The organism is Pseudomonas nunensis (assembly GCF_024296925.1).
Taxonomy (GTDB): Bacteria; Pseudomonadota; Gammaproteobacteria; order Pseudomonadales; family Pseudomonadaceae; genus Aquipseudomonas; species Aquipseudomonas nunensis.
Genome location: NZ_CP101125.1, coordinates 4131876 through 4147617, shown reverse-complemented (window position 1 = coordinate 4147617; position 15742 = coordinate 4131876). Strand labels below are relative to the sequence as shown.

The 15742-nt window shown below is 60.2% G+C and carries 12 protein-coding genes; 6 read left to right on the top strand and 6 right to left on the bottom strand.

Annotated features, from left to right (window positions below; translation table 11 throughout):
• The 3 genes from NK667_RS17975 (at position 1) to NK667_RS17965 (ending at position 2642) form a co-directional block, all read left to right on the top strand.
• The gene (locus NK667_RS17975; protein WP_054054005.1) at positions 1 to 825 is read left to right on the top strand and encodes a mechanosensitive ion channel family protein; all 825 of its coding nucleotides are present in this window, start codon (positions 1 to 3) and stop codon (positions 823 to 825) included.
• 87 nt (positions 826 to 912) lie between these two features.
• Positions 913 to 1503: an RNA polymerase sigma factor SigX gene (gene sigX, locus NK667_RS17970; protein WP_054054007.1), complete on the top strand. Its 591-nt coding sequence runs from the start codon at positions 913 to 915 to the stop codon at positions 1501 to 1503.
• Between the two features lie 107 nt (positions 1504 to 1610).
• Positions 1611 to 2642, top strand: coding sequence for an OmpA family protein (locus NK667_RS17965; protein WP_054054009.1), 1032 nt, complete (start codon positions 1611 to 1613; stop codon positions 2640 to 2642).
• Between the two features lie 112 nt (positions 2643 to 2754).
• Here the strand turns inward: NK667_RS17965 and cobA are convergent, their stop codons facing one another.
• From cobA to NK667_RS17940, 5 genes are all read right to left on the bottom strand, one after another.
• Positions 2755 to 3534 carry a uroporphyrinogen-III C-methyltransferase gene (gene cobA / locus NK667_RS17960; protein WP_054615649.1) on the bottom strand — a complete coding sequence of 260 codons (780 nt, stop codon included), beginning with the start codon at positions 3532 to 3534 and terminating at the stop codon, positions 2755 to 2757.
• Positions 3535 to 3576: 42 nt separating this feature from the next.
• A complete protein-coding gene (locus NK667_RS17955) occupies positions 3577 to 5247 on the bottom strand; it encodes a bifunctional protein-serine/threonine kinase/phosphatase (protein ID WP_054054014.1) in 1671 nt (556 codons plus the stop codon).
• A gap of 10 nt (positions 5248 to 5257) precedes the next feature.
• Complete coding sequence (locus NK667_RS17950) at positions 5258 to 6469, bottom strand: nitrate/nitrite transporter (protein WP_054054016.1); 1212 nt, start codon at positions 6467 to 6469, stop codon at positions 5258 to 5260.
• A 331-nt stretch (positions 6470 to 6800) separates the two neighbouring features.
• Positions 6801 to 7376 (bottom strand): ANTAR domain-containing response regulator, encoded by a 576-nt coding sequence (locus tag NK667_RS17945; protein ID WP_054054018.1) that lies wholly within the window; start codon positions 7374 to 7376, stop codon positions 6801 to 6803.
• 15 nt (positions 7377 to 7391) lie between these two features.
• On the bottom strand, positions 7392 to 8603 hold the full coding sequence (locus NK667_RS17940) for a CmpA/NrtA family ABC transporter substrate-binding protein (RefSeq protein WP_054615648.1): 1212 nt from the start codon (positions 8601 to 8603) through the stop codon (positions 7392 to 7394).
• A gap of 229 nt (positions 8604 to 8832) precedes the next feature.
• Here NK667_RS17940 and NK667_RS17935 point away from each other — a divergent pair, with 229 nt between their 5' ends.
• Positions 8833 to 9852 carry a quinone-dependent dihydroorotate dehydrogenase gene (locus NK667_RS17935; protein ID WP_054054022.1) on the top strand — a complete coding sequence of 340 codons (1020 nt, stop codon included), beginning with the start codon at positions 8833 to 8835 and terminating at the stop codon, positions 9850 to 9852.
• Positions 9853 to 10136: 284 nt separating this feature from the next.
• Here NK667_RS17935 and rmf read toward each other — a convergent pair whose 3' ends face one another.
• Complete coding sequence (gene rmf / locus NK667_RS17930) at positions 10137 to 10352, bottom strand: ribosome modulation factor (RefSeq protein WP_003223300.1); 216 nt, start codon at positions 10350 to 10352, stop codon at positions 10137 to 10139.
• A 530-nt stretch (positions 10353 to 10882) separates the two neighbouring features.
• Between rmf and rlmKL the strand changes: the two genes are divergently transcribed.
• Positions 10883 to 13153, top strand: coding sequence for a bifunctional 23S rRNA (guanine(2069)-N(7))-methyltransferase RlmK/23S rRNA (guanine(2445)-N(2))-methyltransferase RlmL (gene rlmKL / locus NK667_RS17925; RefSeq protein WP_054615647.1), 2271 nt, complete (start codon positions 10883 to 10885; stop codon positions 13151 to 13153).
• Between the two features lie 144 nt (positions 13154 to 13297).
• The gene (locus NK667_RS17920) at positions 13298 to 15694 is read left to right on the top strand and encodes a sensor domain-containing diguanylate cyclase (protein WP_054616293.1); all 2397 of its coding nucleotides are present in this window, start codon (positions 13298 to 13300) and stop codon (positions 15692 to 15694) included.
• Positions 15695 to 15742 lie beyond the last annotated feature (48 nt).

The window sequence follows — 15742 nt, the reverse complement described above, 5'->3', positions numbered from 1 at the left end:
ATGGAACTTGATCTCTGGACTCAGAGCCTCGTCACTGCAATGACTGCGTTGTGGACCAAGGTTGCGAATTTTATTCCGAACCTCTTCGGTGCGTTGGTTGTCCTACTCCTGGGATTTGTCGTGGCCAAGCTTCTGGACACCTTGTTGTCCAAGCTGCTCGCCAAATTGGGTCTTGATCGCCTGATGGGCGGCACCGGCCTGACCAAATTGTTGTCCCGTGCCGGTCTTCAGGTGCCCATCTCGACCCTGATCGGCAAGATCGTCTACTGGTTTGTTTTGCTGATTTTTCTTGTGTCGGCAGCAGAATCCCTTGGACTTGAACGAGTTTCAGCTACGCTTGATATGCTTGCGCTGTATTTGCCGAAAGTATTTGGCGCCGCGCTGGTGTTGTTGGTGGGTGTGTTGCTGGCGCAATTGGCCAATGGGCTGGTGCGCGGGGCGGCAGAAGGCGTAGGGCTGGATTACGCCTCTGGCCTGGGGCGGATTGCCCAGGGCCTGGTGATTATCATCAGTTTGTCGGTTGCGATCAGCCAGTTGGAGGTCAAGACTGACCTGCTTAACCATGTGATTGTGATCGTATTGATTACCGTTGGTCTGGCAGTTGCGCTGGCCATGGGGTTGGGAAGCCGGGAAATTGCCGGTCAGATTCTTGCGGGAATCTATGTGCGTGAGTTGTATCAGGTTGGGCAACAAGTGCGTGTTGGCGAGGTCGAAGGTCAGATCGAAGAGATCGGCACAGTTAAAACCACATTGCTGACCGACGAGGGTGAGCTAGTCTCTCTCTCCAATCGGATCCTCCTGGAGCAGCATGTGAGTAGCCGCTAATCCGGCAAACCCTGCTAATGTATGCCGCCGCAAACTGCCCTGAAGGGACTGCGGCGGACATTGACCTGACTGTCGGCCCGACTTGTTTTGAATAAAGCTCAATCGCTCTCCACGCGCTACGACCCCCGCGAGCTCTCTGATGAGGAGTTGGTCGCGCGCTCGCATACCGAGCTGTTTCACGTAACACGCGCCTATGAAGAACTGATGCGGCGTTACCAACGAACATTATTTAACGTCTGTGCGCGATATCTTGGGAACGATCGCGACGCAGACGATGTCTGTCAGGAAGTGATGTTGAAGGTGTTGTACGGGTTGAAGAACTTCGAGGGGAAATCGAAGTTCAAGACATGGCTCTACAGCATCACGTACAACGAGTGCATCACGCAGTATCGAAAAGAACGGCGAAAGCGTCGCTTGATGGACGCTTTGAGTCTGGACCCCCTCGAGGAAGCGTCAGAAGAAAAGGCGCCGAAACCCGAGGATAAGGGTGGACTTGATCGCTGGTTGGTGTATGTGAACCCGATTGACCGTGAAATTCTGGTGCTACGATTTGTCGCAGAGCTGGAGTTTCAGGAGATCGCAGACATCATGCACATGGGTTTGAGTGCAACAAAAATGCGTTACAAACGTGCTCTAGACAAATTGCGTGAGAAATTTGCAGGCGTTGCTGAAACTTAGTTCAGAGCAAATATCTCTTACGTGTAGGCAAGTTCTGATAGACTTGCCGCCGAGTTGTCCCCCGGTTTGCGGGACTGCTTCACAATCACCAGATGGGGATTTAACGGATGAAACTGAAAAACACCTTGGGCTTTGCCATTGGTTCTCTTATTGCTGCCACTTCGTTCGGCGCTCTGGCACAAGGCCAAGGCGCAGTTGAAATCGAAGGCTTCGCTAAGAAAGAACAATTCGACAGCGCTCGTAACTTCAAGAACAACGGCAACCTGTTCGGTGGTTCGGTTGGTTACTTCCTGACCGACGACGTTGAACTGCGTCTGGGCTACGACGAAGTGCACAACGTACGTGCAGACAACGGCCGTAACATCAAGGGCGCCAACACCGCTCTGGACGCTCTGTACCACTTCAACAACCCGGGCGACATGCTGCGTCCGTACGTTTCGGCTGGTTTCTCCGATCAGAGCATCGGTCAGAACGAATCCGGTCGTAACCGCTCCACCTTCGCCAACGTTGGCGGCGGTGCCAAGCTGTACTTCACCGAGAACTTCTACGCCCGTGCCGGCGTTGAAGCTCAGTACAACATCGACCAGGGCGACACCGAGTGGGCTCCAAGCGTCGGTATCGGTGTGAACTTCGGTGGCGGCTCCAAGCCTGCTGCTGCTCCAGTTCCAGCACCAGCTGAAGTCTGCTCCGACAGCGACAACGATGGCGTTTGCGACAACGTTGACAAGTGCCCGGACACCCCAGCCAACGTAACTGTTGACGCTGATGGCTGCCCAGCAGTTGCTGAAGTTGTTCGTGTTGAGCTGGACGTGAAATTCGACTTCGACAAGTCGGTAGTCAAGCCTAACAGCTACGGCGACATCAAAAACCTCGCTGATTTCATGAAACAGTACCCATCCACCACCACTACTGTTGAAGGTCACACTGACTCCGTCGGTCCTGACGCTTACAACCAGAAACTGTCCGAGCGTCGTGCAAACGCCGTTAAACAAGTTCTGACCAACCAGTACGGTGTTGAATCGTCCCGCGTTCAGTCTGTTGGCTACGGCGAATCCCGCCCAGTTGCTGACAACAAAACTGAAGCTGGCCGCGCTGTAAACCGTCGCGTAGAAGCGCAGGTTGAAGCCCAAGGTAAGTAATTATCTTGCAGCTCTGAAAAGCCCGGCTTAGGCCGGGCTTTTCTTTGTCTGCGATTTGGGTTTCGGCGAAGGTTTGGCGGCGCCCTTAAAGATCGCAGCCTCGCTCCGCGAGTCAGCTCCTACATTGGAACGCATCCTCCTGTAGGAGCTGACGAGTGAAGCGAGGCTGCGATCTTTTGATCTCCTCACAAGCCGCTACAGCACCAATCACCAGGATTGCCGGGCTCTTGAGCTCGAAGCTGTGGGCATCGTCTTCCATGGCTGTCAGAACGCTGCGACATTCGCGCTGATGCGGCAGTGAGGCGTTTTCGATCATCGCCACCGGTGTATCCGTTGCCATGCCGCCTGCCAGCAATTGCTCGCGGATCTCGCTCAGTTTCGCTACGCCCATATAAATCACCAGCGTCGTCCCACTTTGGGCCAAGGCCTGCCAATTCAGGCTGCTATCATCCTGCGTGTGCGCGGTGACCAGCGTCACGCCCCGCGCCACGCCGCGCAGGGTCAGCGGAATATCACATTGCGTCGCGCCAGCCAGTCCGGCGGTGATGCCATTCACCAGCTCCACATCAACGCCACGCTCGCGCAGCCACTGCGCCTCTTCACCACCACGCCCGAAAATGCACGGATCGCCGCCCTTGAGCCGCACCACGCATTTGCCATGGCGGGCATAACGCAGCATCAGCCGATGAATGAACGCTTGCGGCGTGGAGCGACAGCCGCCGCGCTTGCCGACGGGAATAATCCGCGCTCCCGGGCAATGCTCCAGCACCGCTTCGTTGACCAGATCGTCGATCAGCACCACATCCGCTTCCCGCAAGGCCCGAACAGCCTTCAGGGTCAGTAATTCAGGATCGCCGGGACCTGCACCCACCAGCCAGACTTTTGCGCTCATCGAATTTTCCTCACAGGATAACGGCGTCGGCTGTGCCAACAATCAGTTATGAAACAGCAGAAACAACAGCAGCAGATTCACCACCAGCGAGCCCAGGGCCAGCGTCCGCCACACCTTCAGTGGCTCGCGATCCAGCAGTGGCCTGGGTCTCACACTCAAACTCCGGCGCTCGCCTTGCTCCAGCAGCAACAACCATTCTTCAGCCGTTTCGAAGCGCTGCAGCGGATCAACCGCGACCGCGCGCTCCAGGCTTTGCGCCAGCCATTCCGGCAAGTCGGGACGATAGCGGCTGGCGCTGACCGGCACGCCAAACCGTGGCCGCTGAAAGGCTTCGATTTCGCCGTAGGGATACTGCCCGGTCAGCAGGAAAAACAGGGTCACGCCGACCGCATACAAATCCTGCTGCGGCGTCGGTGCTTCGCCGCGAAAGGCTTCTGGCGCGATATAGCTGGGTGTGCCGGGCAGGGCGCTTGGTTGGTCCTCGGACAGGCCCGGGCAGTAGGCAAGACCGAAGTCCAGCAGCCGCAGCTCGCCGTCGTCCCCCAGCAGCAGGTTCTCCGGTTTGATGTCGCGGTGCAGGATCTGCCGCCGATGCAGCATGCCCACCGCCCGCAGCAGGCGCTCGGCGAGTTCTTGCCACTGCGCCAAGGGCAGCGGCCCGGTTCGGTCCTGCAATTGCGCCAGGGTCGATCCGGAATATTCACGCATCACGTAGTACAAATGCTGACGCTGGCTGGCGGCATGCACTTCAGGAAAGTGCCGGCCGGCCACGCGTTTGAGAAACCATTCCTCCGACAACAAGGCCTGCCCGGCAAGATGATCGTCGTGCAGATGCCCGGGCAAGGTTTTCAGCAGCCAGGGTTGTTGCTGCGCATCTCGTACTCGGTAAAGCAGCGATTGCTGACTCTGGGCAAGAACCCCCTCGACCTGCCAGCCTTCGAAGAACTGCCCCGGTTTCAGTGCGGGCGGCAGCGGCCATTGCTGCAAATGGATCAGTGCATCGCCGATGCTGGTTTCACCCAAGGCGTCGACTCGCACCAACAGGGCGCTGGCGTTGTCCTGGCTACCGGCCAGATGCGCGGCGTTGACCAGGGTCTGCGCGGCGCTTTGCAGATCAGGCTGATCGCGCAAGATTCCGGCAATTGCGGTATCGCCCAACACCGCCCAAACCCCGTCGCTGAGCAAAACGAAGCTCTCATCGAGCAGCAGTTCGCCATCGAGGAAATCCAGCACCAGATGCTGATCGAGCCCCAACGCGCGTTTCAGCACATGTTGCATGCCCGGCTGATCCCAGACGTGATCCTCGCTGACCCGCTGCAACTGGTCGGCGTGCCAGCGATACACTCGGCAATCGCCGACATGCGCCAGGGTAAAACGCCTGCCGCGAATGACCAGAGCACTGACCGTGGTCAGCAGTGGCTGGCCACCGCCATTCGCCTGCAACCAGCGATTTTGCGCCGACAGCAAGCGATCCAGCGCCTGGGCCACGCCCCAGGTTTCCGGGGTTGCGTAGTAATCCAGCGCCAGTGCCTGCAAGGTCGAACGGGCGGCGAGGCCACCATCGGCGCATTGGCTGACGCCGTCGGCGATGGCGAACAGGTAACCCTTGCTCGCCGCCAGCGCCGGGGCCGGGGTCACCAGGCGCAAGGCGTCCTGATTTTCCTCGCGCGGGCCAATGGCACTGGCTTCGGCGAAACTCAGTTGCAGGCTCATTGATGACGCCTCAGACCCGAGCAGCCGTCATCGCGGCCGAACCCCAAGTCGTTCTCCAGCGACGTTTCACGCCATGCAAGCCGAACCAGGCGAGCACGCCCAGGCTGGCGAACAACCACAGGGCCATTTGATAGCTGCCGGTGCTTTGCTTGATCGCGCCCATGCCCGCCGCAAGGGCGAAGCCACCGATGCCGCCGGCCATGCCGATCAGCCCGGTCATCACGCCGATCTCCCGACGAAAACGCTGCGGCACCAGTTGGAACACCGCGCCGTTGCCCGCACCCAGACCGAGCATGGTGCAGACGAAAAGAGCCAGCGCCGCGTAGGAACTCGGCAAGTTGAAACCCACCGCCGCGATGCAGATCGCTGCCACTGTGTACATTCCGAGCAACGTGCGAATGCCACCAAAACGATCCGCCAGGGCGCCGCCCAACGGACGCATCAGGCTGCCACCGAACACGCAGGCGGCGGTGTAGTAACCGGCGGTGACCGGGCTCAAGCCATATTGGTCGTTGAAGTAGCCGGGCAGGGCGCTAGCGAGGCCGATGAAACCACCGAAGGTCACGCTGTAGAAAAACATGAACCACCAGCTGTCGCGGTCACCCAAGGCCTTGAGGTAGTCGGCCATGGACTTGGCTTTCGGCCGTTCCGGGGCGTTTTTGGCCAGCCAGGCGAAGACGATGATGGTCAGGATCAGCGGGATCAGGGCGAAGCCGAACACATTGCTCCAGCCAAACGATGCGGCCAATACCGGGGCGATCAGCGCTGCGAGGACAGTGCCCGAGTTACCGGCACCGGCGATGCCCATGGCCTTGCCTTGATGCTCTGGCGGATACCATTGCGACGCCAGCGGCAGGGCGACGGCGAAGGACGCGCCGGCCATGCCGAGGAACAGCCCCAGCACCAGCGCCTGTTCGTAGCTGTGGATCCCGAGTTTCCAGGCGCCGAACAGTGCGCAGATGACGATCACCTGGCCAATCAGCCCGGCGGTTTTTGGCGACAGGCGATCGGCCAGCAGGCCCATCGCAAAGCGCAATACCGCGCCAGCCAGAATCGGCGTGGCCACCACCATCCCGCGCTGTTGCGTGGTCAGGTGCAGGTCGGCGGCGATTTGCACCGCTAGAGGGCCGAGCAGGTACCAGACCATGAAGCTCAGGTCGAAATAGAGGAAGGCCGCGAACAGGGTCGGGGCATGGCCGGATTTCCAGAAGCTTGAATTCATCGCGCACCTCAGCTGTTAAGCGTCTCGAGAAGGAGTCATGAGCTTGCAAGTGGGGCGCCGCAACGGCCGCACCACCGGCCCCGGTCTCAGGGGCCAAAACAAAAAAACGCCGCCACCTGATCCGCCATGGGGCGAATGAGGTGAGCGACGTCTTTGTCGTAGGTGGGGCAACCGCCGTTGGTTACCTGTGTGGATTACGTAGCGAGATTTGTGCCAACCAGGGAGTCCGAGTCGAGGCCATTCGCGAGCAAGCCCGCTCCCACACTTGAAATGCATTCCCCTGTGGGAGCGGGCTTGCTCGCGAAGGCGGCCTCACAGACTCCGCAGGACGTCAGCCCAACAACTCACCCATGGCAATAATCTGCTCTGCCACCTGGATCAGCTTCTGCTGGCGGCTCATGGCTTGGCGGCGCATCAGGGTGTAGGCCTCTTCTTCGTTGCAGTCCTTCATCTTCATCAACAGCCCTTTGGCCAGCTCGATGCGCTTGCGCTCGGCCAGTTGCTGATCTCGCGCATGCAGTTGCGCACGCAGGGCCTGGTCGCTTTCAAAGCGCGCCATGGCCACGTCGAGAATTGGCTGTAAACGCTGTGCGTGAATGCCTTCGACGATGTAGGCACTGACCCCGGACTTGATCGCCTGGCGCATGACGCCGGGGTCGTGCTCATCGGTAAACATCACGATTGGCCGTGGTTGGTCGCGGGTCACCAGCACCACTTGCTCCATCACATCGCGGCTGGGTGACTCGGTATCGATCAGAATCACGTCCGGACGCACCGTTTCGACGCGTGCGGGCAGGTCGATGGTCAGGCCGGATTCGTCGATTACCTCGAACCCGGCCTCGGTCAGGGCGGCTTTGAGGCGCCCGACTTTCTTCGCTGTGTCGTTGATCAGCAGGATTCGCAACATGTGGGCGGTCTCCTGTCAGCGGCTGGCGAGAAGGGGCGAGCTGTCGCTCATGGCGTGGAGCTTGAAGCCCCGGGCGTAACCGGCCGGGTCCGAACCATCCCAGACTTTGCCGTCGATCAACTGGCTGCTGCGCATTTCCTGACCCCAGGCGGCAACGCCCACCGCTGTTGCGGCCTCACGGTACAAGTCTAGTTGCTGGACCTTGCGCGCCACGCCGAGGTAATCCGGGTCCTCGCGCAGCAAACCCCAGCGGCGGAATTGGGTCATGAACCACATGCCATCGGACAGATACGGAAGATTGACCTCGCCGCCGCCATGGAAACGCAAGGCGTGCGGGTCTTGCCAGCGATTGCCCAGTCCATCGGCGTAATCGCCCAGCAGGCGCGGTTCGATGCTCTCCACAGGTGCGTCGAGATATTCGGGCGCACTCAACAACTGCGCGGTGCTGCGACGGTTTTCCTGGCTGTCTTCGATAAAACGGCTGGCTTCGATGATCGCCATCACCAACGCCCGGGCGGTGTTGGGGTATTGCTCGACAAAGGCGCGGGTGCAGCCGAGGACTTTTTCCGGGTGATCGGGCCAGATGCTTTGGGTCGTCGCCAAGGTGAAACCGAGATTCTGATCGACCGCGCTGGCGCACCATGGCTCACCGACGCAAAAACCGTCGATACGCCCGGCCTGCAAGTGCGCGACCATTTGCGGCGGCGGCACCACCACGCTGTTGACATCCTGCAACGGATGAATGCCCTGGCTCGCCAGCCAGTAATACAGCCACATGGCGTGGGTGCCGGTGGGAAAGGTCTGGGCGAAGGTCAGTTTTGGGCGAGTTTGGTGCACGCGAAGGTGCAGTGCTTCAGGACTGATCACCCCCTGCGCTTGCAAGCCGTGGGACAGGTTGATGCTCTGCCCGTTCTGGTTCAGACCCATCAACACCGCCATGTCCGTGGGCGCGACGCCGCCGATGCCCAGGTGTACCGCGTAAATCAGCCCGTAGAGGCTGTGGGCGGCGTCGAGTTCGCCGCTGACCAGTTTGTCCCGCAGGTTGGCCCAAGACGACTGGCGCTTGAGGTTCATGGTCAGGCCATAGGGTTGGGCGAAGCCCTGGGTGGCGGCGACCACCACCGAGGCGCAGTCGCTCAGGGCCATGAAGCCGATATTGATCGCGGACTTTTCCGGGGCATCGCTGCCGTTGACCCAGGCCAGCGGGCCGGCTGTGGTTTCATTCATCGTTAACACCTTGCAAAAAAAAGCGTCGTCCCAGATCCCCGCGCGAGCAGAACCGGATGACGACGCCATTGTCCGTCGACTCATCCCGTCGTTGGCATGAGTGCTGATGCCTATGCTGGTGCAAGGCATATGCCATCGAACGCTGATTTGTGTGTGCGCCTCGCTTGCGACCCCGATGCCCGGCTATAATCGCCGCCTCATTTCGCCGCCATCGGAGTCAAACCCGCCCATGTACACCCTGGCCCGTCAGCTGTTGTTCAAACTTTCCCCGGAAACCTCCCACGATCTGTCCCTGGACCTGATCGGCGCGGGCGGGCGTTTGGGCCTCAACGGCTTGCTGTGCAAGGCGCCGGCGAAAGTGCCGGTGAAGGTCATGGGCCTGGAGTTTCCGAACCCTGTAGGTTTGGCGGCTGGTCTGGACAAGAACGGCGCGGCCATCGACGGTTTTGCCCAGTTGGGTTTTGGCTTCGTCGAAATCGGCACCATCACCCCGCGTCCGCAACCAGGTAACCCGAAACCACGGATTTTCCGCTTGCCGGAAGCCGAGGCGATCATCAATCGCATGGGGTTCAACAACCTTGGCGTCGATCACCTTCTGGCTCGCGTCGCAGCCGCCAAGTACAAGGGCGTGCTCGGCATCAACATCGGCAAGAACTTCGACACCCCGGTTGAACGGGCGGTGGATGATTACCTGATCTGCCTGGACAAGGTCTACGCCCACGCCAGCTACGTGACGGTCAACGTCAGCTCGCCGAACACCCCGGGCCTGCGCAGCCTGCAGTTCGGTGATTCGCTCAAGCAGTTGCTCGCCGATCTGGCCCAGCGCCGGGCTGAACTCGCATTGCGTCACGGCAAGCACGTACCGTTGGCGATCAAGATCGCCCCGGACATGACCGACGAAGAAACTGCACAGGTCGCACAAGCGCTGATCGAAACCGGGATGGACGCGGTGATCGCCACCAACACCACCCTGAGCCGTGTCGGCGTCGAAGGCCTGGAACATGGTGACGAGGCGGGCGGTCTGTCCGGCGCGCCGGTTCGCGACAAGAGCACCAACACCGTGAAGGTCCTGGCGGCAGAATTGGCCGGCCGGTTGCCTATCATCGCGGTGGGTGGCATCACTGAAGGCAAGCACGCGGCTGAGAAAATCGCTGCGGGTGCGAGTCTGGTGCAGCTCTACTCGGGCTTCATCTATAAAGGCCCGGCGCTGATTCGTGAATCGGTCGACGCTATAGCGGCCTTGCGCTGATGTAGCAGCTGCCGAGCCTGCGAGGCTGCGTTCGGCGGCGAAGCCGTCGTAAAACCTGCATCCACTGTGTAACTGTGAGACGGCGTATCTGATCTTACGACGGCTTCGCCGCCGAACGCAGCCTCGCGGGGCTCGGCAGCTGCTACAGGAGTGGTGGCCGGAGAGCAGACATAAAAAAGGGCACCTCGAAGGTGCCCCTGGGCCGGAGCCCGCCGTCCGGATGGGACGTGCGTGGTTAATGTGTTACGTATTCAGATGATTGTGTTGCAGTGTCAGGCCCTTTGTTAGCCAACGGCGTGAAGTTCGTTGAGTCTATGGATTCCCGCAGTGCCGGTCATACCGTCCCAGTTGTCGCCGCGTCCTTCGCGCCAGCCGTTAATCCAGGCTTGGCGTACCGACGGTAGAGTAAATGGGCAAAGCTCACGGGATTTGCCACCAACGCCATATTGATATCCGCGTAAAAATGCTCTTTCCAACGGATCACGCTTAAGTCTTCTCATAGGGTGTTGCCCTCACTTGTTGACTGTATTTATCGCGTTGACCTCAATCGAGGTCTGGCAGAAAAATTCTGCCGTTGGCGGCTCGCTGCCGGCGTCACGAGCCAAGGTGTTGACGCCGTTGCGACGTCAACCTGTGTTGAGTTCTAACCAATGCGTCACATTGATGGAATGATCGTTTTGTCATAAGGACGTAACCAGAAAGATGCTATGGCCATAAGTAACACGATGTTTGACCCGTGTTGATTGGCCAAACCCCGGTATGATCAGCTCCGCGCTGTATGACGAGGTTAATCCTTTAGTGAGAATGACCCACGTTTGCGCTGGGGTACTATTCGACGAAGGGTCGCTTTATGACATTTTGTTGCTTCAACTATTTTATCTGCCCTGGCATCTAAGCTCTTTTAACCGAGCAGTCAGGGTGGGACGGCACACCTTCGTGCCACGCGGGCGCTCTTTTAGAAAAGCGCCTGATTGAAAACCGGACCGGCAATGCGTTGTCGGTTCACTTAGCCAAAGGCTCTGAAATTCCAATGTCCGATCAATTCGAAATCTTCCTCACTTGCCCTAAAGGCCTTGAAGGCCTGCTCATCGAGGAAGCCGTCGGGCTTGGCCTTGAAGAAGCGCGTGAACACACTTCTGCCGTGCGCGGCATGGCCACCATGGAAACCGCTTATCGCCTGTGCCTGTGGTCGCGTCTGGCGAACCGGGTGCTGCTGGTGCTCAAGCGTTTCCCGATGAAGGACGCCGAAGACCTGTACCACGGCGTGCTCGACATCGAGTGGCAAGACCACATGCTCAACGACGGCACCCTTGCCGTTGAGTTCAGCGGCCACGGCTCGGGCATCGACAACACTCACTTCGGCGCCTTGAAAGTAAAAGACGCCATCGTCGACAAACTGCGTACCCCGCAAGGCGACCGTCCGTCGATCGACAAGCTCAACCCGGATTTGCGCATTCACCTGCGCCTGGACCGTGGCGAAGCGATCCTCTCCCTCGACCTGTCCGGCCACAGCCTGCACCAGCGCGGCTATCGCTTGCAGCAGGGCGCGGCACCGCTGAAGGAAAACCTCGCGGCGGCGATCCTGATCCGTTCCGGCTGGCCTCGCATTGCGGCCGAAGGCGGCGCGCTGGCTGACCCGATGTGCGGTGTGGGTACGTTCCTCGTCGAAGCGGCAATGATCGCCGCCGATATGGCACCGAACCTGCGTCGCGAACAGTGGGGTTTCACCGCTTGGCTGGGCCACGTCCCGGCCCTGTGGAAAAAGCTCCACGAAGAAGCCACCGAGCGTTGCGCTGCTGGTTTGGCCAAGCCACCGCTGTGGATTCGCGGTTACGAGGCTGACCCGCGCCTGATTCAACCGGGCCGCAATAACGTCGAGCGTGCAGGCCTCAGCGAGTGGATCAAGATCTACCAGGGCGAAGTCGGCACATTTGAGCCGCGTCCAGACCAGAACCAGAAAGGCCTGGTCATCTGCAACCCGCCGTACGGCGAGCGTCTGGGTGACGAGGCGAGCTTGCTCTATCTCTACCAGAACCTCGGCGAGCGCCTGCGTCAGGCTTGCCTGAACTGGGAAGCCGCAGTGTTCACCGGTGCGCCGGACCTGGGCAAGCGCATGGGCATCCGCAGCCACAAACAGTATTCGTTCTGGAACGGCGCGTTGCCGTGCAAGCTGCTGCTGATCAAGGTTACCCCGGACCAGTTCGTCACCGGCGAGCGTCGCACCCCGGAACAGCGTCAGGTCGAGCGTGAGCAGGCTGAAGTCGAAGTCACCGACAACGACGTCGCGCCAGGCAAGTACGAGAAGTACAACAAGAACGGCAACCCGATCAAACCGGCCCCGGTGGTGATCGAGCAACCGCGCTTGAGCGAAGGCGGGCAGATGTTCGCCAACCGCCTGCAAAAGAACCTCAAGGCCCTGGGCAAGTGGGTCAAGCGTGAAGGCATCGACTGCTATCGCGTGTATGACGCCGACATGCCGGAATACTCGATGGCCATCGATCTGTATCAGGATTGGGTCCACGTTCAGGAATACGCTGCGCCGAAGTCCATCGACCCAGAAAAAGCCTCGGCGCGGATGTTCGATGCCCTGGCGGCCATTCCGCAGGCGTTGAACATCGACAAGAGCCGCGTGGTGGTCAAGCGTCGCGAACGTCAGAGCGGCACCAAGCAGTACGAACGCCAGGCTGCGCAAGGCAAGTTCGTCGAGGTCAATGAAGGCGGCGTGAAGCTGCTGGTCAACCTCACCGACTACCTCGACACCGGGCTGTTCCTCGATCACCGGCCAATGCGCATGCGCATCCAGAAAGAGGCCGAGGGCAAACGCTTCCTCAATCTGTATTGCTACACCGCGACCGCCAGTGTCCACGCAGCCAAGGGTGGCGCGCGCAGCACCACCAGCGTCGACTTGTCGAAAACCTACCTGGACTGGGCGCGTCGCAACCTGTCGCTGAACGGTTTCTCCGACAAGAACCGTCTGGAGCAGGGCGATGTGATGGCTTGGCTGGATGCCTGCCGTGACGAGTACGACCTGATCTTCATCGATCCTCCGACCTTCTCCAACTCCAAGCGTATGGAAGGGATCTTCGACGTGCAGCGTGACCAGGTGCAGTTGATTGACCTGGCCATGGCGCGTCTGGCGCCGGGCGGCGTGTTGTACTTCTCCAACAACTTCCGCAAGTTCGTGCTGGAGGAGAACCTCACCACCCGTTACGCGGTCGAGGAAATCACCGACAAGACCATTGATCCGGACTTTGCCCGCAACGGCAAGATCCATAGTGCCTGGAAAATCACGGCCCGCTGACACTTGGTTTGATTGGATCCACAGAGCCTTGATTTTTAAAGGCTCTTGGATTCTTTCAGGGCTGGCCAAATTAGTGGCTAATAGCTATAACTCAACCCATGGCCAATGGGCTTTTCCGGCACCTGGCGTTTTGAGTTGCGTTTTATGTCGTTGCACGCCGTGCGCCCCAAGATCCTGGGTTTTATCAGCGAAGACGTCTCGGCCTGGCTGGTCGCGATGCTGGTATTGCTCGCTGGCGGGATTCTCACGGGATTGCTGGCCTGGGCGACGCTGAATCTGTTTCACCATCAATTGCGGCAACGCTTCCAACTGCTGGCCAGTGAGCGTTACAGCCGTATCGAAGAACGTTTCGAAGATCAGGAGCAGCGCCTCGACGGCCTGCGCCGGTTCTTTGCCAATTCCGATTCGGTGTCCCGCACCGAGTTCGACGGTTACACCGAACCTTTATTGCACCGTACCCAAGCGTATTCGTTCGCCAAGCGCGTGACGCGTGAAGAGCGCCCGGCGTTTGAGCGTGAGGTTCGCGACGAAGGGTTGAGCGACTTTTCCATTTGTGAACTCAATCCCGCCGGCGAGCTGCAACTCGCGGCCGAGCGTGATGAGTATGTGGTGGTGCTTTATAGCCAGACGCAAAGTCGTCTTGGTTCGCCGCTGGGCTACGACCTGCTGGCCCAGCCGTTGCGCCGCGCCACCCTGGAAAGGGCGGATCGGGGCAGCATGGCGGTGTCGCAACCGATGCATTTGGTGCATGTCGAGCCGACTTACGCTCGAGGCGTGCTGCTGGTTGCACCGGTCAATCGTCGGCAAAGTACAGAAGCGGCGACGGACAAGCCCTTCGGCTACGTCATGGCGGTGATCAGCATGCGTCAGTTGCTGGCCGACGGACTGCCGGAGGCCGGACGCGATTATCTGTCGGTGCGCATTCTCGACCTGTCCACCAGCGATCAACATGAAGTGCTGTTTGAATCAACCAATCCGCCGGCCGCCAGTGAGCTGACCGCGAGTCGTCTGCTGCGCCTGGCCGACCATGACTATCAAGTGGACATTCAGCCCAGCGAGGCCTTTCTGGCGGCCAACCATTCTTCGGTGAGCAGCCTGGTGGTGCTCGGTGGCCTGCTTAGCCTGTTGCTCAGCGCCTTGCTCTACGTGTTGGTCAGTCAGCGGCAACGGGCGTTGAAAATGGTCGAGCAGCGTACCGAGGAGTTGCGCGCCCGCGAGCAGGAATTGCGCGGCACCCACGGGCAGTTGCGCGGGGTGCTGAACGCCGCGACCCAAGTGGCGATTATCGCCACCGACCTGCGCGGGGTCATCAGCACCTTCAACGCCGGCGCTGAACAGATGCTCGGTTATAGCGCCGCCGACGTGGTCGGGCGCATGACCCTGGAAAACCTGCATTTCCCTCGGGAACTGGTTGCCCGTTCGGCGGAGCTGAGCGCGCGTTACGGCAAGCTGATCCCGACCTGTCAGGCGATGCTGGTCGAGGGCGGCGAGGAGGGAGGTCACGAAGCCCGCGAGTGGACCCTGGTGCGCCAGGATGGCAGTCACCTGGCGGTGAATATGCTGGCTACCCCGGTGCTGGATGAGCAGGGGCTGTGGGTCGGTCACCTGGCGATCTGCATCGACATCACCGAGCGCAAGCGTGTCCACGAAGCCCTGGCGGCGCGGGACTTGCTGCTGAAGAAACTCAGCGCCCATGTGCCGGGCGGCATCTACCAGTTCAAGATGGAGTTCGACGGGCGCTTCAGTGTGATCTACGCCAGTGACGGCATCCGCGACATCTATGAACTTGAGCCGGAAGTGCTGTTGCTCAACGCCGAAGCGATCTTCACGCGGATTCATCCACAGGATTCGACCCGGGTCCGCGCCTCGATCCGCGCCTCGGCGGACACCCTCAGCCCGTGGCGCGAGGAATACCGCGTGCAACTGCCGGTGGGTGGCCTGCGTTGGGTGCGTGGCGAGGCGACACCCGAGGAATTGCCCGGTGGCGGTGTGCTCTGGCACGGCTACATCTCGGACATCTCCGACCTGAAGCGGGTTGAAGAGGAGTTGCGGGCGCTATCGGTGACCGACTCCCTGACCGGCATTCATAACCGCCGCTATTTCCAGGAACGCCTGACCACTGAAATGGCCCGGGTCGAACGCGGCGGCGGCGAGTTGTCGGTGATCATGCTCGACATTGACCACTTCAAGCGCATCAACGACCAGCATGGCCACGCGGTGGGCGACCGGGTGTTGCAAGCGGTGTGCGAGCGCATCGGCCATCGCCTGCGCCGCACCGACGTGTTCTGTCGACTGGGCGGCGAGGAGTTCATGGTGCTGTGCCCGGACATCAACGGCGAACACGCGCATGTCCTGGCCTTGCAGCTGTGGCAAGCGCTGCGCAGCTCGCCGATCGAAGGCGTCGGCACGGTGACCGCGAGTTTCGGGATCGCCAGTTGGCAAGTCGGCGAAGGCGCGGATGCGCTGTTACTGCGGGCGGATTCGGGGGTGTATGCGGCGAAACAGGCGGGCAGGGATCGGGTTGAGGTGCAGCTTCACTGAAAAGATCGCAGCCTCGTTTCACTCGACAGCTCCTACAAGGGTTTTGCA

Bases quoted from the DNA above. Each gene is read 5' to 3' on its own strand.
- NK667_RS17955 (WP_054054014.1), bottom strand. From the start codon at position 5,247: ATGAGCCTGCAACTGAGTTTCGCCGAAGCCAGTGCCATTGGCCCGCGC.
- NK667_RS17950 (WP_054054016.1), bottom strand. From the start codon at position 6,469: ATGAATTCAAGCTTCTGGAAATCCGGCCATGCCCCGACCCTGTTCGCG.
- NK667_RS17935 (WP_054054022.1), top strand. From the start codon at position 8,833: ATGTACACCCTGGCCCGTCAGCTGTTGTTCAAACTTTCCCCGGAAACC.
- rlmKL (WP_054615647.1), top strand. From the start codon at position 10,883: ATGTCCGATCAATTCGAAATCTTCCTCACTTGCCCTAAAGGCCTTGAA.
- cobA (WP_054615649.1), bottom strand. From the start codon at position 3,534: ATGAGCGCAAAAGTCTGGCTGGTGGGTGCAGGTCCCGGCGATCCTGAA.
- NK667_RS17920 (WP_054616293.1), top strand. From the start codon at position 13,298: ATGTCGTTGCACGCCGTGCGCCCCAAGATCCTGGGTTTTATCAGCGAA.
- NK667_RS17965 (WP_054054009.1), top strand. From the start codon at position 1,611: ATGAAACTGAAAAACACCTTGGGCTTTGCCATTGGTTCTCTTATTGCT.
- NK667_RS17945 (WP_054054018.1), bottom strand. From the start codon at position 7,376: ATGTTGCGAATCCTGCTGATCAACGACACAGCGAAGAAAGTCGGGCGC.
- NK667_RS17940 (WP_054615648.1), bottom strand. From the start codon at position 8,603: ATGAATGAAACCACAGCCGGCCCGCTGGCCTGGGTCAACGGCAGCGAT.
- NK667_RS17975 (WP_054054005.1), top strand. From the start codon at position 1: ATGGAACTTGATCTCTGGACTCAGAGCCTCGTCACTGCAATGACTGCG.
- rmf (WP_003223300.1), bottom strand. From the start codon at position 10,352: ATGAGAAGACTTAAGCGTGATCCGTTGGAAAGAGCATTTTTACGCGGA.